At 42.4% G+C, this 21,171-nt stretch carries 20 protein-coding genes; all 20 read right to left on the bottom strand.

Annotated features, from left to right (window positions below; all coding sequences use genetic code 11):
- Positions 1 to 17 precede the first annotated feature (17 nt).
- The 20 genes from KP77_RS09485 to nusA all read right to left on the bottom strand — a co-directional run bounded on the left by KP77_RS09485 (position 18) and on the right by nusA (position 21,168).
- Entirely contained in the window at positions 18 to 743 is a 726-nt protein-coding gene (locus KP77_RS09485; RefSeq protein ID WP_041122449.1) for a GntR family transcriptional regulator, read from the bottom strand.
- 378 nt (positions 744 to 1,121) lie between these two features.
- Positions 1,122 to 3,470 (bottom strand): DNA translocase FtsK, encoded by a 2,349-nt coding sequence (locus tag KP77_RS09480; RefSeq protein WP_052474052.1) that lies wholly within the window; start codon positions 3,468 to 3,470, stop codon positions 1,122 to 1,124.
- Positions 3,471 to 3,548: 78 nt separating this feature from the next.
- Positions 3,549 to 5,216 (bottom strand): ribonuclease J, encoded by a 1,668-nt coding sequence (locus KP77_RS09475; protein ID WP_041122448.1) that lies wholly within the window; start codon positions 5,214 to 5,216, stop codon positions 3,549 to 3,551.
- Positions 5,217 to 5,394: 178 nt separating this feature from the next.
- Positions 5,395 to 6,288: a 4-hydroxy-tetrahydrodipicolinate synthase gene (gene dapA / locus KP77_RS09470; RefSeq protein ID WP_041122447.1), complete on the bottom strand. Its 894-nt coding sequence runs from the start codon at positions 6,286 to 6,288 to the stop codon at positions 5,395 to 5,397.
- A gap of 5 nt (positions 6,289 to 6,293) precedes the next feature.
- Positions 6,294 to 7,475, bottom strand: a complete 1,182-nt coding sequence (locus tag KP77_RS09465) for an aspartate kinase (protein WP_041122446.1) — start codon at positions 7,473 to 7,475, stop codon at positions 6,294 to 6,296.
- Between the two features lie 32 nt (positions 7,476 to 7,507).
- A complete protein-coding gene (locus KP77_RS09460) occupies positions 7,508 to 8,551 on the bottom strand; it encodes an aspartate-semialdehyde dehydrogenase (protein WP_041122445.1) in 1,044 nt (347 codons plus the stop codon).
- A gap of 100 nt (positions 8,552 to 8,651) precedes the next feature.
- Positions 8,652 to 9,245: a dipicolinate synthase subunit B gene (locus KP77_RS09455; protein ID WP_041122444.1), complete on the bottom strand. Its 594-nt coding sequence runs from the start codon at positions 9,243 to 9,245 to the stop codon at positions 8,652 to 8,654.
- Positions 9,246 to 9,248: 3 nt separating this feature from the next.
- Entirely contained in the window at positions 9,249 to 10,133 is an 885-nt protein-coding gene (dpsA, locus tag KP77_RS09450) for a dipicolinate synthase subunit DpsA (protein ID WP_041122443.1), read from the bottom strand.
- Positions 10,134 to 10,148: 15 nt separating this feature from the next.
- Positions 10,149 to 10,433, bottom strand: a complete 285-nt coding sequence (locus KP77_RS09445; protein WP_084218650.1) for a YlmC/YmxH family sporulation protein — start codon at positions 10,431 to 10,433, stop codon at positions 10,149 to 10,151.
- Between the two features lie 185 nt (positions 10,434 to 10,618).
- Complete coding sequence (locus KP77_RS09440) at positions 10,619 to 11,854, bottom strand: M16 family metallopeptidase (protein ID WP_041122442.1); 1,236 nt, start codon at positions 11,852 to 11,854, stop codon at positions 10,619 to 10,621.
- 168 nt (positions 11,855 to 12,022) lie between these two features.
- Positions 12,023 to 14,137 (bottom strand): polyribonucleotide nucleotidyltransferase, encoded by a 2,115-nt coding sequence (gene pnp / locus KP77_RS09435; RefSeq protein ID WP_041122441.1) that lies wholly within the window; start codon positions 14,135 to 14,137, stop codon positions 12,023 to 12,025.
- Positions 14,138 to 14,263: 126 nt separating this feature from the next.
- Positions 14,264 to 14,533, bottom strand: coding sequence for a 30S ribosomal protein S15 (rpsO, locus tag KP77_RS09430; protein ID WP_039808972.1), 270 nt, complete (start codon positions 14,531 to 14,533; stop codon positions 14,264 to 14,266).
- Positions 14,534 to 14,671: 138 nt separating this feature from the next.
- Complete coding sequence (gene ribF / locus KP77_RS09425) at positions 14,672 to 15,619, bottom strand: bifunctional riboflavin kinase/FAD synthetase (RefSeq protein ID WP_041122440.1); 948 nt, start codon at positions 15,617 to 15,619, stop codon at positions 14,672 to 14,674.
- 13 nt (positions 15,620 to 15,632) lie between these two features.
- Entirely contained in the window at positions 15,633 to 16,544 is a 912-nt protein-coding gene (truB, locus tag KP77_RS09420; RefSeq protein WP_041122439.1) for a tRNA pseudouridine(55) synthase TruB, read from the bottom strand.
- Between the two features lie 69 nt (positions 16,545 to 16,613).
- Positions 16,614 to 16,958, bottom strand: coding sequence for a 30S ribosome-binding factor RbfA (gene rbfA, locus KP77_RS09415; protein WP_041122438.1), 345 nt, complete (start codon positions 16,956 to 16,958; stop codon positions 16,614 to 16,616).
- A 35-nt stretch (positions 16,959 to 16,993) separates the two neighbouring features.
- Positions 16,994 to 17,272, bottom strand: a complete 279-nt coding sequence (locus tag KP77_RS09410) for a DUF503 domain-containing protein (RefSeq protein WP_041122437.1) — start codon at positions 17,270 to 17,272, stop codon at positions 16,994 to 16,996.
- Complete coding sequence (gene infB / locus KP77_RS09405) at positions 17,272 to 19,431, bottom strand: translation initiation factor IF-2 (protein ID WP_041122436.1); 2,160 nt, start codon at positions 19,429 to 19,431, stop codon at positions 17,272 to 17,274. The genes KP77_RS09410 and infB overlap by 1 nt, the downstream gene beginning before the upstream one ends.
- A gap of 13 nt (positions 19,432 to 19,444) precedes the next feature.
- A complete protein-coding gene (locus tag KP77_RS09400) occupies positions 19,445 to 19,753 on the bottom strand; it encodes a YlxQ family RNA-binding protein (protein WP_041122435.1) in 309 nt (102 codons plus the stop codon).
- Positions 19,754 to 20,029: an RNase P modulator RnpM gene (gene rnpM, locus KP77_RS09395; RefSeq protein ID WP_041122434.1), complete on the bottom strand. Its 276-nt coding sequence runs from the start codon at positions 20,027 to 20,029 to the stop codon at positions 19,754 to 19,756. It lies immediately after the preceding gene.
- A 14-nt stretch (positions 20,030 to 20,043) separates the two neighbouring features.
- Positions 20,044 to 21,168, bottom strand: a complete 1,125-nt coding sequence (gene nusA, locus KP77_RS09390; RefSeq protein ID WP_041122433.1) for a transcription termination factor NusA — start codon at positions 21,166 to 21,168, stop codon at positions 20,044 to 20,046.
- Positions 21,169 to 21,171 lie beyond the last annotated feature (3 nt).

Below are 21,171 nucleotides of genomic sequence, written 5' to 3'. Positions count from 1 at the left end.
AGGAATGCATAAATGCATTAAACACGCTTACGTACAACATGAAAACTGAACCGGTCAGCTTTAAAGTAATTAAGAGAATATAAAACCGGCTGATCATTTTCATCAAAGTGCAGCTGCTTTAAAACCAACAAAGCAGTTTCCGGTTCACAACCGAGAATAGGAGATACTTTTTCATGGTAGCCTGCGGGCTCAATGTGGGTAATCGCATAAGATATGTACATCCCCCCATTTTCCTCAAGCAATGAAAAAATAGACCTGTCCTGATGTGTGAATGAAGTCGGCATAAGATCTGCCGGAATTTTATCAATGCAATAAACCACCGGGTCCCCGTTTGCAGTTCTGACCCTTTCGATGACTGTCATTTCATCGTCAGGCGAACATTTAAATCGGTTCATATCTTCATCTGTAGGGTGATGAATAGTAGAACTTAAGAAAACAGTTCCAGGTTCCATCCCTGCCATACGTATCATATCTGTCACGCTGTACAGTTGTTCAATACCAGATGAAAATAAAGGCTTTGCATTAACAAATGTACCTACACCATGGCGCCTGACTATTCTGTTTTCTTCTTCCAGAATTCTGAGCGCTTCCCTGAGTGTAGCCCTGCTGATCCCTAATTGCCTGGATAATTCAAACTCCGAAGGGAGGCGTTCTTTTTCTTTGTAAACGCCTTTGTCGATATCTTTCTTCAGTCGGTCAATCACCTGAAGATACAGATGCCGATTATCTGATTTAATAGTCATATAAAGACACCACCAACTCTTTTGACATCAGACATCTGATGTATTTCATTCCTACTAATCGAAAATACTATAACACTTTTCGTTTTGAAAAGGAATACAATTGTGTAGTTTTCACAAAAATTCTTTCGATTATGTTACACAACAATTACATTTGTTACAGGAATTATAAATAATCTGCATAAAAACCCTTTTTTATAGAAAAAAATGTTATAAAATCAATTCTTTGTAACGTTATAGTATTTTTGAAAGCGGTAACAATAGTATATCTTATTCGAGATATTTTTGTATATAGGTCAGACATCAAATGTCTGATTTTTTTTCGAAAGAATAATATTCTTAAAAAAAGCTGAAATGCAGTGCATTCCAGCTTAAAAAAAGTTACTCTTCCTGTACGCCTTTAGAAATAAGAACGGTTCTTGGCTTGCTGCCCTCATATGGACCGACTACTCCCTGCTGCTCCATTGCATCAATTAATCTTGCTGCACGTGTATAGCCGATTCGAAACCTTCTTTGAAGCATCGAAACAGATGCAGTCTGCATATCTGCTACCAGATCGACTGCGTCGGAATACAGCTCATCGTCAGATTCTTCAGGTTTAGACTCATCCACTTCATCCGGAATCATTTCTTCCTGATACTGAGCTTTCTGCTGTTCAATTACTGCATTTACAACAGTTTCGACCTCTTCATCACTAAGAAACGCCCCCTGTACCCTGACCGGCTTATTTGCACCTACAGGCATAAACAGCATATCACCGCGTCCAAGCAGTTTTTCAGCTCCACCCGTATCAAGTATTGTGCGGGAATCAATTTGTGAAGAAACGGCAAAAGCAATCCTTGATGGAATATTTGCTTTAATTACTCCGGTAATAACGTCAACCGAAGGTCTCTGAGTTGCGATAATTAAATGGATTCCGGCAGCGCGTGCCATTTGTGCAAGCCGTGTAATAGAGTCTTCAACATCATTTGAAGCGACCATCATTAAATCAGCCAGCTCATCTACAATCACGACAATAAACGGAAGCTGTGGCTGTTTTTCTTCATTTTTTTCATTATGCTTTCTTACATATTCATTATATCCTTCAATGTTTCTCGTGCCTGTGTGTGAAAACAGATCATATCTGCGTTCCATCTCACTTACTACCTTTTTGAGTGCCTGAGATGCTTTTCTGGCATCTGTCACAACAGGCGCTAAAAGGTGCGGTATTCCGTTATAGACGTTTAACTCAACCATTTTTGGATCAATCATCATTAATTTTACTTCGTGTGGTTTTGCACGCATTAAAATTGACACAATGATTCCGTTAATACATACTGATTTCCCGCTTCCGGTTGCCCCGGCTACAAGCATATGCGGCATTTTATTCAGTTCGGCAGCTACAGCTTCACCCGTAATATCACGGCCAAGGCCTATCAGGAGTTTAGCTTCTTCTTTTTTACTCTTATTTGCTTCAAGTACTTCTCTCAGTGAAACCATTGCCACTTCAGAGTTTGGCACTTCAATTCCAATTGCTGACTTTCCGGGAATCGGCGCTTCAATTCTGATATCTTTTGCTGCAAGGGCAAGCGCCAAGTCATCATTCAGGTTCACAATTTTACTTACTTTAACCCCTACATCAGGATGAACCTCATATTTTGTTACTGCCGGGCCCAGGTGAACCTGAGTTACTTTCGCTTTTACACCAAAGCTTTGAAAAGTTTTTTCAAGTTTGGATGCATTTTTCTGAATCGCTTTGTATTCACTGCTTTGGTCTGCATGTGGCGGCATCGCAAGCAAATCAAGTGCCGGAACCTGATACTCTTTATTTTCCACCTCTTCTACCCCAGGTGAGGAGGTAAACTCTTCAAGTGCAGGGTCATGCGTCTCTTCTTCCTCCTGATGAGCAGGTAACTCAGACTGTATTGGTTCCTCGGTGTGAACAGGTGCAGCTTTTTCAGCAAAGCTGGAAATCAGAGGCTCAAACCCATCAGATTCTTCTGAGTCATCATGCTCAATCACCGGTTCAGCTTCAGGCTGCTTAATAGAAGAACGGCGTCTTGAAGTGCGGGTTTGTTTTTTTACCTCGTCCTTAGCCTGACGCTTTTCTTTTATCCAATCCAATAAACTTTCTTTCATTTCTATAAATCTGTCAGCGATCCAGCCGGCAATGATTTTACCGGTTTCCCCGATTGACCGGCCTGAAATTAATAATAAACCGATGATGATAAATACAGCAGCAACGATTTTTGAACCAGTTGAAGCAAAGAGCAGATTAAAAATAGCATAAATCAGTGCCCCAGCCATGCCGGCCCCTGCATTCACCGTAAAATCATCCATAATAATCCGGTGCGTCTGGACAAGTATGCTGTCGTTAGTAATCAGGTTTTCACGGCTCAGCTGATCAAAGAGCAGAATGTGGCTGAGCAGAAAAATCCCGGTCAGGACAAGCAGGCCGCCCCTCATCTTAGACCCTTTTAAAACAGGCAGCTTTCTATACAGAATCACGTATACGGAGGTCAGTATAATAGCCACTGGTAAAAGAAGCTGGAAATTTCCAATCAGATAAGTAAAAGCTAATGTAAGCATTTGACCAGCTGCACCAAGTCTGAAGGCTGCAATCAATGCAAGTGCAATCATGACAATACCGGTTAATTCATATGTAAAAGCAGAATTTTTCTTTTTTGATCTTTTCGTCTTTTTTCGCGTGGCAGTTTTTCGATTTGTTGTTTTTCTTTTGGCTTCAGCCATACGTATACCTCCTTTTCCGGCTGAAAAAAACAGACAGAATAACTTCTGCCTGTTTTTGAATGCTCAGTTTTCGTGACATCACACTTCCATAATAATAGGAAGAATCATTGGTCTGCGTTTCGTGCGTGTATATAACAGATGGTTCAGGGAGTCCCTGATTTCCTGTTTAATGCCGGACCAGTCAAATGTACGGTTTTCAACATTTTTTTCAACAATATTTCTAACAGCCGTCACTGACTCTTCCATCAGTTTTTCTGACTCTCTGACATATACAAAACCGCGGGAAATCACTTCAGGTCCTGCAGCAATCGTTTTCGTCTTACGGTTAAGGGTTACGACAACTAGTAATACGCCGTCCTGTGAAAGAAGTCTTCGGTCACGCAACACGATATTACCTACATCGCCGACACCTTTCCCATCAATTAATACATTACCTGTCTGAACTCTGCCGCTCATTTTCATCTTGCCGGACTGATATTCAACAATATCACCCTTGTCAGCAATAAAAATGTTCGAGCGCGGGATCCCCATCTCTTCAGCAAGTCGTCCGTGGGTAATCAGATGACGGTATTCACCCTGAATAGGGATAAAATACTTCGGCTTCATCAGGTTCATCATCATTTTCAAATCTTCCTGACTGCCGTGCCCTGAGACATGAACATTCTTACTTGAAGTCAGTACGGTAGCGCCTGCTTTTGTCATTTCATTAACAGAACGGTATAAGTATACTTCCATCCCTGGTGATGGTGTAAATGTAATCAGTACAGTGTCACCCTCCTGAATATTTACAATCGGATGCGTCTGATTCGCCATACTTTCCATTACTTTAAACGGCTCATCATGTGTACCTGAAAGAATAATAACAATTTCGTGATCATTATACTGATCAATTTCGCTTGGCTTAATTCTTGTTTCTTCATCATAAGTCAGGTGTTCAAGTCTTGAAGCTACGTTCACAACGCGCTCAGCCGCTTCTCCAATGACCGCTACTTTTCTGTTACTTGCAGTGGCTGCATCAAAAATCTGCTGAATACGGATCAGATTTGATGCATAACATGTGACAATCACTCTGCCATTTGCATGCGTGATACTGTTTGATACATGTTTTTCAATGACTGATTCTGATGTAGTGTGGCCTGGCTTCTCAGCTTCAGTACTGTCTGAAAGAAGCGCAAATACACCCTTATCACCAAGTTTAGCCATTTTACCGATGTTCGATGCATATCCGCCTCTTGATGACTGGTCAAATTTGAATTCGCCCGTATGCACAATCGCACCTTCTGATGTATGGATGGCAATGCCAAGTGAATCCGGAATGCTATGTGTTGTATTAAAGAAAGTAACATTAACAGAATCAAATTTCATATTGCTCTTTTCATGTACAGTATAAAATTTAACCCGCTCTTTAAAGCCGTATTCTTTTAATAATGCTTTTGCAAGGGCAACTGTCAGTTTTGATCCGTACACAGGCACCTTTACTTTTTCAAGCAGATAAGGAAGCGATCCGATCGAATCATCATGACCATGCGTCAGAAAGATTGCTTTAACACGCTCTTTATTTGCTTCGATATACTGGAAATCCGGAATCACGATATCGATTCCGAACATTTCATCCTCCGGGAACATGAGCCCGGAATCTATAATGAATAAATCCTCGTCCACTTCAATTACATACATGTTCTTTCCAATCTCGCCTACACCGCCGAGAGGAATAATTTTTAATTTTTCATTTTTCTCTTTAGACAAACCGATTTCCTCCTACAAAAATGTTATCCGACCTTTTGAAACAGCTGTGTTCATTATACTGTAAGTTTGGAAAACTGTACATGTATTTATCACCACAGCTCTTTGAAAGACGCTTTTTTGGTCTTCTTTAATCAAAAAGGTCTTTTTCCGAATTGGAAAAAGACCTGGCTGTTGGATCTTAGTCAATATCTTTCATGTGTGCTTCAAACTTTTTAACTGAGGATGCTAGAAGCTGCTCTTCATTTTCATCGAGTTCAATAAGCGGCAGCCGTACGCCTCCGCATTGAATACCTTTTTGATTGAGTACAGCCTTAACAGGGGCCGGACTTGGCTGGGCAAATAATGCTCTTGTCAGCGGCAGGAGTTTTTGATGAATCACAGCTGCCTTTGACAGCTCTCCTGCATGAAATAAGCGGATCATTTGCTGCATCTCATTGCCTGCTACATGCGATGTCACAGAGACAACGCCGGCACCACCAATTGAAAGAAGCGGAAGTGTCAGGCCATCATCACCGCTGTATACAGAAAAGTTTTCATCTGTTCCTGCAATGATTTCAGTCATCTGATCAAGGCTGCCGCTTGCCTCTTTAACTGCTGTAATATTAGGCACTTTTGATAATGCGATAATCGTCTCAGGCTCAATATTAACTGCAGAACGGCCTGGGATATTGTAAATCATCACCGGAAGATCCACTTTTTCAGCTACCTTACTGAAATGCAGGAACAAGCCTTTTTGACTGGGTTTACTGTAGTAAGGAGCGACAAGCATAATTGCGTCAACTCCTGCTTCTTTTGCAGCGAGTGTTAATTTGATTGTTGATTCAGTGTTATTTGTTCCTGTTCCGGCCACAACCGGGATTCTGCCGTTCACTATTTTTACAGTCTGCTTAAACAAATGTATTTTTTCTTCGAATGACAATGTCGGCGATTCCCCTGTCGTTCCTGCTACTACGAGGGAGTCGGTGCCATTTTCTATTAAATAATTGATCAACTTTTCCAACCTGCTGGTATCAATATTATTTTCCTGGTCAAATGGAGTAGCCATTGCAGTTGAAACTCTGCCAAAGTTCATTTTCTTCACTCCTGTACGGTTGCTGGTTCTGGATTAATAAAAAATTGATGGAGAAGCTGCTGGGCAGGCTCTGAATCCGCATGATCCACAAGTACCCAGAAAGTCATATGACTATCAGCTGTCTGCCAGATGTTAATATTACTTTTAGTCAGCAGTGACACGATAGAAGAAGCCACACCCGGCCGTCCTGCGATCCGCATTCCGATCAGGGCAACTTTTGATACATGATGCCTGCTTTTAAAATAAATATGCTGTTCATCTAAAGTACGTTTTAATTCAGGATAATCATCCTGGTGTATGGTAAATTTCACTTCAATCGGCTGAATGGATACCAGATCTATACTGATATTTTTTTCAGCCAGCATTCTGAATATTGCATCGCAATCCTGTGCCTGTACTGCAATCTGCACGAGGTGATCAATTGCTGTAACTGAATGAACTGATTCTGTCCGGGGATGCAGACCGATCCATGTCCCGCCATTGTCCGAAAGGTCTCCGGTCCATACCGGTATATTACCGTTTCTGGCCCATTCAACCGCTTTGGGATGAATCACTTTTGCTCCCTGATGAGCAATGTGAAAAGCTTCGTCGTAAGATAAGGATTGAACTACTTTTGCCTGATCAACAATTCTTGGATCCCCACTCATAATCCCTGCAACATCTGTATATAATTTGCAATATAAGGCACTCACACTTGCCGCAATCGCACAGGCAGACGTATCACTGCCTCCGCGTCCCAATGTGGCAATCCTTCCATACTGATCTTCTCCCTGAAAGCCTGGAATGATGATGACATCAGTCTGCTGCAATTCAGTGAAAACTGAGTGTGTATTCATTGAGCAAATATCAGCATCATATACACCGTCTGTTTTCAGACCTGCCTGTTTCCCTGTCAGGATCTCACACTCAACCCCGGCATGATGCAGGGCTGAAGATAATATAGCCGCAGATATGATTTCTCCGCATGAAAGCAGCAGTGATCTCTGGTGAGGCGGTATACTCAGCGGCTCAGCAAGCGATAACAGCGTATCTGTGGAATAAGGAGCTCCCATTCTTCCGATAGCTGATACGACGATAATCACCTGATTGTCGAGTTCGAGCTCCCTTTTCACACAGGATACTGCCTGCTCTCTTTTCCATGAGTCTGATAGCGACGTTCCACCAAATTTCAGTACTGAAATTGGCAAAGTAACGCTCCTCTCTTAAAAGCGCGTGACAGTTATACGAGTTTAAGTTTGATCAGACTCTCTGCGATCTGTACTGAGTTCCACGCAGCTCCTTTTAATAAATTATCTGAAACGATCCACATATGGAAGCCATGGTCTTCGTCAGGATCTTTTCGCACTCTTCCTACGAACACATCTGTTTTACCTGCAGCAGTGCTTGGCATTGGATACTCCTGCTGATCAGGGTTATCCTGCAGCGTGACGCCAGGTGCTTCTGAGAGAATCCGGTGGATATCTGCTGTATTTTTTCCTCTTTCAGATACCTCAATATAAACCGATTCCGCGTGTCCAGTCTCAACTGGTAATCTCACACATGTTGCTGATACCTTCAATTCAGGCATATGCATAATTTTCTTCGTTTCGTTAATCATTTTCATTTCTTCAAAAGTATAGCCATTTGTATCAAAGACATCAATCTGCGGTACTGCATTAAAGGCGATCGGGTAATGCTTTTTATCTCCTTTTACAGGTAAAACACTGGCCGTTGGTTCTTCCCCGTTCAAAATAGCCTGCGATTGTTCTTTCATTTCATCAATCGCCTGCACACCTGCACCTGAAACTGCCTGATATGTTGAAACAATGACTTTCTCAAGACCCAATTCTTTTCTGATCGGTTCAAGAGCTGCCACCATTTGAATGGTAGAACAGTTCGGGTTTGCAATAATGCCTTTATGATGCTGAAGATCAAGTTCGTTTACTTCCGGAACAACAAGTGGCACACCTTCATCCATTCTGAAGGCACTTGTATTATCAATGACGATTGCACCGCGTTTTGCAGCTTCAGGGGCCAGTTTCTTTGAAATACTGCCTCCCGCTGAAAAAAGTGCAATCTGCACGCCATCAAAGCTTTCCGGTGTTGCTTCTTCAACTGTTACCGGTGCCCCGTTGAATTGAATTGTCTGTCCTGCTGATCTTGCAGAAGAAAGGAGTTTAATTGATTCAACCGGAAAATCCCTCTGCTCAAGCATTGCGAGCATCTGAGTTCCTACTGCTCCTGTTGCTCCTACTACTGCTACGTTATATCCTGTACCCTTCATTTACAAAACTCCCTTCCACTCTTTCCCTGTAATGCGTTAGACAGGTAAAGCACTAATGTGTATTCATACAACACATTGTATCATTTATGCTTTCTATTTCTCAATCTCTTTTATTTAATAAAGTGATTACCGGCTGGATCTGTTTACCTTTTAGTGCCGCAATGACTGTTTCCGGGATATGATCCATATGTGCCACTAGTGAATTGGGCTTATTTTCAGGATCATCCTGACTGAAAGGGACAAAGTATAAGTTTTTTGCTGTCATCAGCTTCATCAGGTTCACACCGTTTAATCCCAGACCGTCATTGGTCGATATTGCTGCAACGACCGGCTTGTGATTACGCATCGTCGCTTTTGCCGCCATCAGTACAGGGGAATCTGTAAGAGCGTTCGCCAGTTTTGATAAAGAATTCCCCGTTAAGGGTGCGATAACCATGCAGTCCAGTGGCTTAACCGGTCCAAGCGGTTCTGCCTCAGGGATTGTTCTGATACATTTCTCACCTGATGCTTTTTCTATTTTTTGAACCCATTCCTCTCCTTCACCAAATCTTGTATCTGTTGACTGCATTGTATAACTGACGACTGGAACAATTTCCGCTCCCAATTCCTTTAATCTGATTAATTGAGGCAGCACTAAATGGTAAGTACAGTGAGATCCTGTGAAACCGAAACCTATTCTCTTGTTTTCTAACACTTTTTATCCTCCTTTTTCAATGACCAGATCCAGAATCGCCGCTGCAAGTATTTCACCAGCAGTTTTTGGTGCCACCATACCCGGAAGACTCGGTGCCTCCATATATTGAAGATTCATTCGCCCTGCAATCCTGCGCTGTTCAATCGAAGGGTCAGAAGCCAGTTCTATTAAAAAAATCCCCGGCTTACAGGCTGACATCGCATTTTCGTTTATGATCGTATCTGATGGAATTGTATTGACCCAGATATCAGCCTCTGCAATATACCTGTTCAAATCTTTTAAATGCTTTCCGTTTACCCCGATTTCCTTCAGTCTGGCTATTTCTGATTTAACTGAGGAAAGAGCTGTAACATTAGCACCGAGTGAATGGAGCACTCTTGCAAGCGTCAGCCCGACTCTTCCCCCTCCTGTTATCACAATGTCTGAGCCATGAATGGTGTAATCAGTATGCTGAATGAGCAGCCAGAGTATGCCTTCAGCAGTGGGAATAGAATTTGATATCGCAATAGCATCCTCTTCGAATAAGTAGACAAATTGTTTATTGCTACGTTCTGTCCAAGGTGTTCTGATTCCTGAAAAAATCAGGCATTCTTCATGCAGCTGATCCAATTGTTCATGATCTATTGCCAGATTTTCTGCGCTGAATGAAGATTTGATTTCACCTGAAGAACTGATTCCACTCACAGGAAAAATGACCGCATCCACACTGTTAAATGGGATCTCATCAATCTTTGCTTTTCTGTATCCTGGTTCAGTCATATTCAGCTGATCAAATCCACAGAGATATACTTCAGCACCTATTTCACACAATTTCTCAGCAATGACAAGCTGTCTGGCATCTCCACCGATCACCGCTGCTTTTTTGCGGGCTACCTTCTCGTTGACCATACCATCTCACTCACTTCATTCATCATTATTCTCCGGTATTGTATGTAATTGCTGATCATCTTGTGAATGGTTAGACTGTATCAGTATTAAATCTTTCCCTACTGCATGAACATTTTTCCATGGAATTGCGTATTCTTCTTTTGCCCGGTTGAATGGGTTTGATTTTCCTGATGGAATGAGCAGATTAATCATTTCTCCCGTACTTTCATCAAATTCAATGTCTGCATTACCCAGTACCCCCATCCGTTCTGCCTGATTGATATCAATAATTTCCTTTCTGTACAGTTCACTCATTCTCATGTATGTTTCCTCCTTATAAAAGCTGATTTATTATATGTATGCCGGGAGATATTTTTATATAAATAGCATTGTTAAATTCGGCTGTCCGCTTCCGCTCCAATCATCATCTATGCTAAAACAATATTTATCTGTAAATAAAAAAGCCCGGACAGCAGTGTCCAGGCTCGTGTAGCAATGATTTATATTTATAGTGAAACTTTTTCTCCCTGAGGAGAGATGACTGATGAGGCGAAGTTTCCGCCGAGAATGCGGTCAGCAACGTTTTTGACAGACGATTCGGACACCAGATCGATTTTTTCAATCAATTCATCCATTGAGCGGTGTCTGCCGAGCATTAGTTCATTTTTACCGTTTCGGCTCATTCTTGCATTTGTACTTTCAAGTCCCAGCACCAGGTTGCCTTTGAGCTGTTCCTTCGAAGAATCCAGTTCATCCGCAGTTAATCCGTCAGCTTTTAATTTTAAAAGGGTGGACTGAATCGTATCGTACAATGCATCAAGCTGTTCAGCACCAGTTCCTGCATAGATTGTCAGCAGTCCGCTGTCACGGTGGGCAGAGTGATATGAAAATACTGAATAGGCAAGTCCTTTATCTTCACGCACATCCTGAAACAATCGTGAAGACATACTGCCTCCAAGTACATTATTCAGTACAATCAGACTGTACGTATCCTCGTGTCCAATCGGCAGTCCATCGAATCCGAGGCAAAGGTGTGCCTGCTCAGTTTCTTTCCTCCTGGATAAATGAGTGTAGTGAAATTCAGGAAGATCATGATCTTTTTTATCTTCAGTTGAAGATGTATAATCTCCGAACAAAGATTCAATTTCCTTAATGAATTCAGGTCCGATATTTCCTGCCGCTGAGATCACCACATCCTCAGGCCGGTACATCTCATATACATATTTTTTCAGGTCGTCACTTGTAAAGGACTTCAGCGTTGATTCTGTACCAAGTATCGGGTATCCAAGTGGATGCTTTCCATAAACTGCTTCACCAAGCAGATCATGAACGATATCATCAGGTGTATCCTCATACATCTTAATTTCCTCAAGTACGACGTTTTTTTCTTTTTCAAGTTCTTCCGGGTCGTAGACTGAGTTGAAGAACATATCTGAGAGAACGTCTAACGCATGCTTCGCATGATTATCAAGCACTTTTGCATAAAAGCATGTATATTCTTTTGACGTGAAGGCATTGACATGCCCGCCAATTCTGTCAAATTCTTCAGCAATCTTTCTTGCAGAGCGTTCCTTCGTTCCTTTGAACAGCATATGTTCAATAAAATGGGAGATCCCGTTATTTTCCGTATTCTCATCTCTTGAGCCTGTGCCAATCCATATACCGACCGCAGCAGATCTGACAGTCGGGATATGCTCATATACAATCCTCAGGCCATTTTTGCAGGTGTAACGTGTAATCATAAAAAACATCTCCTAAACTTAATGCACTTAATGAAATATTCTACTATGGTTCAGGATATTTTTCACTTAAAAAAGCTTTATATCGTGCAATTTGTATGCAATCTATCCTATTCTGATCTGTAATTTTCAGCATGCATAGAAAAACCGGCTAATCAGCCGGCTTTTATCTTACTTTTTTTCTTCTCTTTCTTTCTGTTCTTTCAGTACAGCTTTACGAGAAAGATTTACTCTGCCCTGGTTATCGATCTCTGTAACCTTCACTTCGATCTGATCGCCAAGTGACAGTACATCTTCCACTTTGTTCGTACGCTCTTCCTGCAGTTCAGAGATGTGGACAAGTCCGTCTTTGCCGCTGAAGATTTCAACAAAGGCACCAAACTTCTCAATGCGTTTTACCTTACCAAGATAGTTTTGACCCACTTTTGCTTCTCTCACCATATCTTCAATGATCTGCTTCGCTTTTGCATTCATTTCAGAATCAGCTGATGCGATAAAGACTGTACCATCCTGCTCGATATCAATTTTAACACCTGTTTCTTCAATAATCTTATTGATTGTTTTACCGCTTGGCCCAATGACATCGCGGATCTTATCAGGGTTAATTGACATCTGGATAATTTTTGGTGCGTATTCTGATAATTCTGTTCTAGGTTCACTGATCGTGCTGAGCATCGAGTCAAGAATATGCATTCTGCCTTCTTTCGCCTGCATTAATGCTTCTTCAAGAATTTCTTTTGTCAGCCCGTCAATTTTAATATCCATTTGAAGTGCAGTAACACCTTTTGCAGTACCTGCTACTTTGAAGTCCATGTCTCCAAGGAAATCTTCCATACCCTGAATATCTGTCAGGATTGTATAATCTTCACCTGACTTGACAAGACCCATTGCAATACCTGCTACAGGCGCTTTCAACGGCACACCTGCATCCATCATCGCTAATGTACTTGCACAGATACTTGCCTGTGAAGTAGATCCATTTGATTCAAGCACTTCAGATACAAGACGAATTGTATACGGGAAGTCTTTTTCATCAGGAAGTACTTTCTCAAGTGCGCGCTCACCAAGTGCACCGTGACCAATTTCACGACGGCCAGGCCCTCTGATTGGACCAGTTTCACCTACGCTGAATAACGGGAAGTTATAATGGTGCATAAAACGTTTTGATTCTTCAAGCCCAAGGCCATCAATAATCTGTACGTCACCTAAAGGTCCAAGTGTAGCAATACTTAGAGCCTGCGTCTGTCCACGTGTGAATAGACCGGATCCGTGTGTTCTCGGAAGCGTTCCAACTTCAGAAGAAAGCGGACGGATTTCATTCGGCTTACGGCCATCAGGACGAAGCTTGTCCTGAGTGATTTGACGGCGCACTTCAGCTTTGACCATCTGATCAAGCGCTTTTTTCGCGTCCTTCACATAATCCTCATCAGCTTCCTCTTCTTCAAGAACAGCAAGCACTTCTTTTTTAACAGCTGTAATTGCTTCGTCTCTGGCATGCTTTTCATGTGTCTGAACAGCTGAGACAAGTTTTTCACCAGCCATGTCCTGCATTCTGTTCACGACATCTTCATTCAGCTCAGCCAACACGATTTCGCGCTTCTCTTTACCGCAGGCAGCAACAATCTCTTCCTGGAAAGCAATCAGCTTTTTGATTTCTTCGTGTCCAAACATAATCGCTTCAAGCATCTTTTCTTCTGATACTTCAAAAGCTCCTGCCTCAACCATGTTGATTGCATCTTTCGTACCGGCAACAATCAATTCCATTTCACTCTTATTCTGCTGGTCAATTGTCGGGTTAATAATGAATTCTCCATCAATTAATCCAACCATGACGCCTGCAATCGGTCCACCGAATGGAATATCAGATACACTTAGTGAAAGTGAAGAACCTAACATTGCTGCCATTTCTGATGAGCAATCCTGATCCACACTCATAACCATACTCATGATCTGAACATCGTTACGGAAACCATCAGGGAATAAAGGACGGATCGGACGGTCAATCAGACGGCTTGTCAAAACTGCACGTTCACTTGGACGCCCCTCACGCTTAATAAATCCACCCGGAATTTTACCTACTGAGTACATACGCTCTTCATAGTTGACTGTTAGTGGGAAAAAGTCCAGTGGTTTAGGCTCTTTAGAACCAACCGCTGTACTTAATACGACTGTATCGCCATAACGGATAAGAGCTGCACCGCTTGCCTGCTTTGCGAGCTGACCTACTTCAACTGTAAGCTCTCTTCCTGCCCAGTTGGTTGTGAAAACTTGTTTATTCTGATCCATCTAAAAACTCCTTTCTTCATTAACCATAGTAAATCTGCAATACGTCTTTTCACTATGTACAAATATTTGCTTTTTTATCCTAATAAAAAAGCGGGACGAGGCCCGCTTTTCATCATTACTTCATTCTTATCGACGAAGACCAAGCTTGTTGATCAGTTCGCGGTAACGAGCTACATCGTTATTACGAAGGTAAGTCAACAGGTTACGGCGACGTCCTACCATTTTGAATAGTCCGCGGCGTGAGTGGTGGTCTTTCTTATGAGTGCGAAGGTGCTGGTTCAGGTTGTTGATGTCTTCAGTAAGAATTGCTACCTGAACTTCTACAGATCCTGTGTCGCCTTCGTGTGTACGGAATTCCTGAATGATTTCGTTTTTACGTTCTTGTGTAATAGCCATGATTAATAGCCTCCTGTAATTTTTATTAAAATCCCCTGTTACCGAGCAGACGGCGGAGTAACCGCGATGCCAAGCAAAGGTTCATTCGTACATAAGATATACTACCATAAGCGGTGTAGCGATGCAACCTGTGTATCTTTACTGCTGATCAGACAGGATTTGAATGGCTTCATCTTTATCTTTTTCAATTTGGGCAATCAGTTCATCAATACCATTAAATTTCTTTTCACTACGGATCCGTTTGATCCATTGAACAATTACCTTCTCACCGTAGATGCTTTCACTGTAATTAAATAAGTGGACTTCCACGCTTAGCGCAGCCTGATCAGGATCATTAAATGTAGGTTTATATCCTACATTGCATATACCATCATACCACGTGTTCTGAATGTTCATTCTGACAGCATATACACCGGTTGAAGGAATTAACAGACCGTTCAGCGTTTCAATATTCGCTGTGGGAAAACCGATTTTCCGTCCTCTTTTTTCCCCATGAATCACAAGTCCTTCCGTTTCATAAAAGCTTCCAAGCAGACGTGACGCGACTTCGACATCCCCATTTGCCAGCAGCTCACGGATTCTTGTAGAACTGATTTTCTCGTCTTGATCCACCTGTTTTTCCACGATTGTCGATGTGAAGATGCCTCTAGCATGAAAAGGGAGCGTCTCCATTTTTCCTCTTCCGAATTTACCATAAGTATAGTCAAAGCCTGCAGTGATATGTACAGCATTCAGGCCGATCAGATATTGATCTACAAACTCCTGGGGTTCGAGTGAGGCAAAAGCGGATGTAAATCGGACGATTAAGACATAATCGATCCCCATTTGACTGATTTTACTGATTTTCTGATCCACTGACGACAGATAATCAACGCTCTTCTTTTTTGAACTCAATACAACTGAAGGATGAGGGTCAAATGTCATCACAGCACTTTTGACACCGTGAGTATCCGCATAACCCTTTGCAGTTTGAATGACTTTCTGATGGCCTGCATGCACACCATCAAAAAAGCCAAGAGCGATTGATAACGGCGGAAAATCATCTTTGTTAAATTGATGCGGGTGATGAAGCGTATATACTTTCATGACGTTTCCTTTCTCATCCTGTCCAAATGACTTTTACCGGTTTAATCAGACCGGCTTTTTCCGGATGAAGGTGATAAATAGCTAAAACTGTATCCTCATAAAACACAGCAACCGGTTCTCCCATCTCACCCGTCCATTCTGCGGGAACCTCGAGTACCGCACCATGTTTCACTTTACTAGCAACTTTATCACTTACAGAGAGCTTCTTCAAACCACTTAACCCGAGTTCTGAGGGTTTTAAGATTTCTTCTGGATGCTCAAGTGCTGCAAGCTGGTCGAGCGTGACGCAATCTGAAGCTGTGAATTGCGCAGAAGAAGTCCGCGTCAGTTTTGCCATATGCGCGGGATAACCGAGTATTTCCCCGACCATAACAGCAAGCGTTCTGATATACGTTCCTTTCCCGCATTTGATATCAGCTGAAAAAGTAAACGTTTGATCTTCTTCATTGTAGGTGAGTGAGGAATCATCGATCACGATCTCATGTATCTTCACAACGCGCGTTGGACGGTCGATGGTTTTTCCTTCCCTCGCGTATTCATAGAGTCTCTTCCCATTTACTTTAACTGCAGAATACATTGGGGGCGTCTGTTCAATATCCCCGGTCAATTGTGCGGCTGCAGCTAGCAGATGATCAAGACTGATCCGGTGTGGAACGTCTTTTTTATTGACCACAGGACCAGAGGCATCTTCTGTTTCAGTTGATTCCCCGATTACAATCTGAGCTCTGTAGGACTTACCTGCTTCTGTTATATATTCTGCTATTTTAGTAGCGCGCCCGATACAGATTGGCAGTACGCCATCGACGTCAGGATCAAGTGTACCTGTATGACCGACTTTTTTTGTTTTCAATATTTTCCTTACTTTAAATACACAATCATGTGAAGTCATGCCTGGGTCTTTCCATAAAGGAAGAATACCGTTCATATATGATTGCTCCTTTCATTTAATAAACGCTAAAAAAGGCAGACAGAATCAGATCTGCCTGCCTTTAACTTATTCGCGTTCTTTTAAGTCTCTGATCAATGATTCGATACGGTTACCCGTTTCAATTGATTCATCAAATTCAAACAGCAATTCAGGTGTTTTTCTCAGCCTGATTCTCTGTCCAATTTCAGAACGGATAAACCCTTTCGCTTTAGCAAGGCCGCGCAGCGTATTTTCACGCTGTTCTTCGTCTCCAAGAACAGTAATGTAAACAGTTGCCTGCTGAAGATCACCTGTTACTTCAACATCTGTCACTGTAACAAAACCGATTCTTGGATCCTTGATTTTGCGGCCAATAATATCGCCAAGCTCTTTTTTCATTTGTTCTCCGACTCTGTTTGAGCGCAATGACATAACATGCCACCTCTTATCAAGAAAATTTGTTTCCGTTAAAGCCTTTCTACCCGGGAAGTGACAGGCTCCCATTCTGGAAATGACTCCATAAAAGAGACTGCACGATATATTTCTGCTTCAGCAGCGGCATAATCTGCTGATGCTGAAACAAGTTCAATCACAGTGCGCTGCCACTTATCCTGATAGTTTGTCTCAGCAGCGGAAACATTATACTTTTGCTTTACCCTGTTAAGCACCCGTTTTAACACAGATCGCTTTTCTTTTAATGAGTGTGAAAGAGGTAAATGAAATTCACATTCAGCACGGACAATCATTAGCGTTTAATTTCTTCCATCACAAACGCTTCAAAAATGTCCCCTTCTTTTACATCATTATAATTTTTAAGTGTGATACCGCACTCATAGCCTTTTGCTACTTCCTTGGCATCATCTTTATAACGCTTCAGAGTATCAAGCTCACCTTCAAAGACAACAATACCGTCGCGGATCAATCTGACGCCGCTGTCACGTGTGATTTTACCTTCAGTTACATAACTTCCGGCAATTGTGCCAACTTTTGATACTTTGAATGTCTGACGTACTTCAGCCTGACCGATTACTTTTTCTTCAAACTCTGGATCAAGCAGTCCAGTCATTGCTGATTCGATCTCTTCAATGACTTTATAAATGATTCTGTGAAGTCTTACATCAACCTGCTCTGCATCTGCTGCACGCTTCGCGTTTGCATCAGGGCGTACATTAAATCCGATCACGATCGCATTTGATGCTGCTGCAAGTGTGATATCTGATTCAGTAATGGCACCTACTGCTGTATGAATAATTTTAACGTTTACGCCTTCAACTTCGATCTTAAGAAGTGAAGCAGCAACGGCTTCGACTGAACCTTGCACGTCACCTTTAACAATGACATTCAGGTCTTTCATTTCACCCTGCTTCATTTGTTCAAACAGGTTCTCAAGCGATACGCGTGTTTTTTCTCCGCGCTGAGCCTGAAGTGCCTGCTGCGCACGTGATTCACCGATTGAACGTGCAGTTTTCTCATCTTCAAACACAACAAAACGGTCTCCCGCAAGCGGTACATCATTCAGTCCTGTGATTTCGACTGGTGTTGAAGGGCCTGCTTCTTTCACACGGCGGCCAACATCATTGACCATCGCACGCACACGTCCGAATGTAGTACCGACAACGATCGGATCTCCAACGCGGAGTGTTCCGTCCTGAACCAGCAGTGTAGCTACTGATCCGCGGCCTTTATCAAGTTCCGCTTCAATTACAGTACCCATTGCACGTCGCGACGGGTCTGCCTTAAGCTCTTCAACTTCTGATACAAGACCGATCATTTCAAGCAGACTGTCAATACCTTCGCCGGTTAGTGCTGATACTGGTACAAAGATCGTGTCTCCGCCCCATGCTTCAGGTACAAGCCCGTGTTCAGTCAGTTCCTGCATCACACGGTCAGGATTAGCTGACGGCTTGTCCATTTTATTCACGGCGATAATAATCGGAACTTCAGCAGCTTTAGCGTGGTTAATCGCTTCAACTGTCTGTGGCATTACACCATCATCAGCTGCTACGACAAGAATTGTGATATCAGTTACCTTCGCACCACGTGCACGCATTGTTGTAAATGCAGCGTGTCCAGGTGTATCAAGGAACGTGATCTTTTTATCGTCATTTTCAATCTGATAAGCACCGATATGCTGCGTGATTCCGCCTGCTTCGCCTTCAGTTACTTTTGTTTTACGGATTGAATCAAGAAGCGTTGTTTTACCATGGTCAACGTGTCCCATGATCGTCACGACTGATGGACGCTCAACAAGCTTATCAGCATCAGATTCTTCATCGAAATACGTTTCCAGATCTGTTGAATCAATCAGAATTTCTTCTTCAACTGCTACGCCGTAATCATCACAGATCAGCTCAATTGAATCTTTATCAAGTTCCTGATTGACTGTTGCCATTACACCGACCATGAACAGCTTTTTCACAATTTCAGAAGGTTCTTTATGAAGCTTCTTAGCAAGTTCAGCTACTGTTAATGATTCTGTGAATGTAATTTTTTCAGGAAGCTCTCTTGGCTTCATTGGCGTTGGCGTGAAAGGCTGCTTGTTCTTTTGATTGCGATTGTTTTTACCGCCTCTGTTTTGGCCAGGACGCTGCTGACCGCCACGGCCTTTGCCGCCCTGGTTGCCCTGTCCGCCTTTACCTCCGCGGTTATTCGCCTGAGGACCGCCGCCTTTACCACGGTTTTGCTGATTGTTCTGAGCCGGGCGATTCTGGCTTTGCGGCTTATTCTGGCTTGCAGGTTTGTCCTGTCCGCCTGTGTAAGCCTTATCCAATTTTGCAACAGCCTCATTTTCTAATGCTGCCATATGGTTCTTCACTTCAATATTCATTGTTTTTAATTTATCAATTACTTCTTTACTGGTGACATTTTGCTTTTTAGCGTATTCATATACACGTACCTTACTCATTCGTTCACCCCCGTTAAGATTCGTCGAGCAGTGAGATCAGTTTATCTGCGAAGCCTTTATCAAGTACTGCAACGGTAACTCTTGCATCCTTGCCAATCAGTTGTCCGAGCAGATAACGGTCTTTAACCATTCTGACCGGAACTTTATAAAATGATGCTTTATCAGTCACTTTTTTTGTTGTGTTTGCTGATGCATCCTCTGAAAGCAGGACAAGCTTTGCTTTGCTGTTCCTGACCTCTTTTATCACTAATTCTTCGCCTGATATAACTTTTCCTGCCCGAGTCGCAAGACCCAGTAATGACATCCATTTAGGCTGATTCATTTACTTAGATCCCGCTTCCACTAATTCAAGAAGCTCGTTGTACAGCTCGTCCGGTACTTCTGCTTCTAAGTGGCTTGATAATACATTTTTCTTTTGAGCTTTTAATATCGCATCTTTATCTTTAGATAAGTATGCGCCACGTCCTGATTTCTTTCCAGTAAGATCAATTGAAACGACCCCTTCTTTTGAACGGACGATCCGGATCATTTCTTTTTTCTCTTTCATTTCATGCGTTGCAACACATTTTCGTAAAGGTATTTTACGTTTTTTTGTCACTTGAATGAACTCCTTTACTCGATGTCATCTTCCGGATATGAGAATGAATTTTCCATATCTTCATCTGAGAAAAGCGGTTGATCATCACGCGGGAAGATTCCCATTTCGCGTGCATCAGTTTCACTCTTAATATCGATTTTCCAGCCTGTCAGCTTTGCTGCAAGTCTTGCATTCTGACCGCGCTTACCAATCGCAAGTGACAGCTGATAATCAGGTACTACAACAGTTGTAGCCTTATCTTCTTCATTCACCTGCACATCAACAACTTTTGACGGGCTCAGTGCGTTGGCAACAAAGATTGTCGGATCTTCTGACCACTCTACAATATCTATCTTTTCGCCTTTTAATTCATTGACGATTGCCTGAACGCGGCCGCCTTTTGCACCAACGCAGGCTCCTACAGCGTCAACCTCTTCATTATCAGAGTGAACAGAGATCTTCGAACGGTCACCGGCTTCGCGTGACACTGACTTGATCTCAACCGTCCCATCGAAAATTTCCGGCACTTCAATTTCAAACAGGCGCTTTAAAAGACCAGGGTGCGTTCTTGATACGAAGATCTGAGGTCCTTTAGTCGTTCTTTCAACCTTAGTAATATACACTTTAATGCGATCGTGCGGTTTATATGATTCGTTAGGCATCTGCTCATTCAGTGGAAGCAGGGCTTCAATCTTGCCGAGTGCCACATAAATAAACCTGTGGTCCTGACGCTGAACAATACCTGTCATAATATCATCTTCACGGTCAACAAATTCAGTATAAATAATGCCGCGCTCTGCTTCTCTAACACGCTGCGTAACTACCTGCTTGGCAGTCTGGGCTGCAATACGTCCAAAATCACGCGGTGTTACTTCAAGCTCTACGATATCTCCCACTTCATAAGCAGGGTCGATTTCATGAGCATCGTCTATTGAGATTTCAAGGCGTGAATCAAATACTTCATCCACTACTTCTTTCCTTGCAAATACGCGCATTGACCCGTTATCAAGGTTAAGGTCAACCCGTACGTTTTGTGCCTGATTAAAATTGCGCTTATAAGCAGATACAAGTGCTGCTTCAATCGCATCGATCAGCACATCGCGGTCAATACCCTTTTCCTTTTCAAGGTATACCAGCGCATCAAGTAATTCAGTACTCATTCT

This window comes from Jeotgalibacillus alimentarius (assembly GCF_000829445.1).
Taxonomy (GTDB): Bacteria; Bacillota; Bacilli; order Bacillales; family Jeotgalibacillaceae; genus Jeotgalibacillus; species Jeotgalibacillus alimentarius.
Note: the sequence above shows the minus strand (reverse complement) of the source record. Positions and strands in the feature narration are given on the sequence as shown.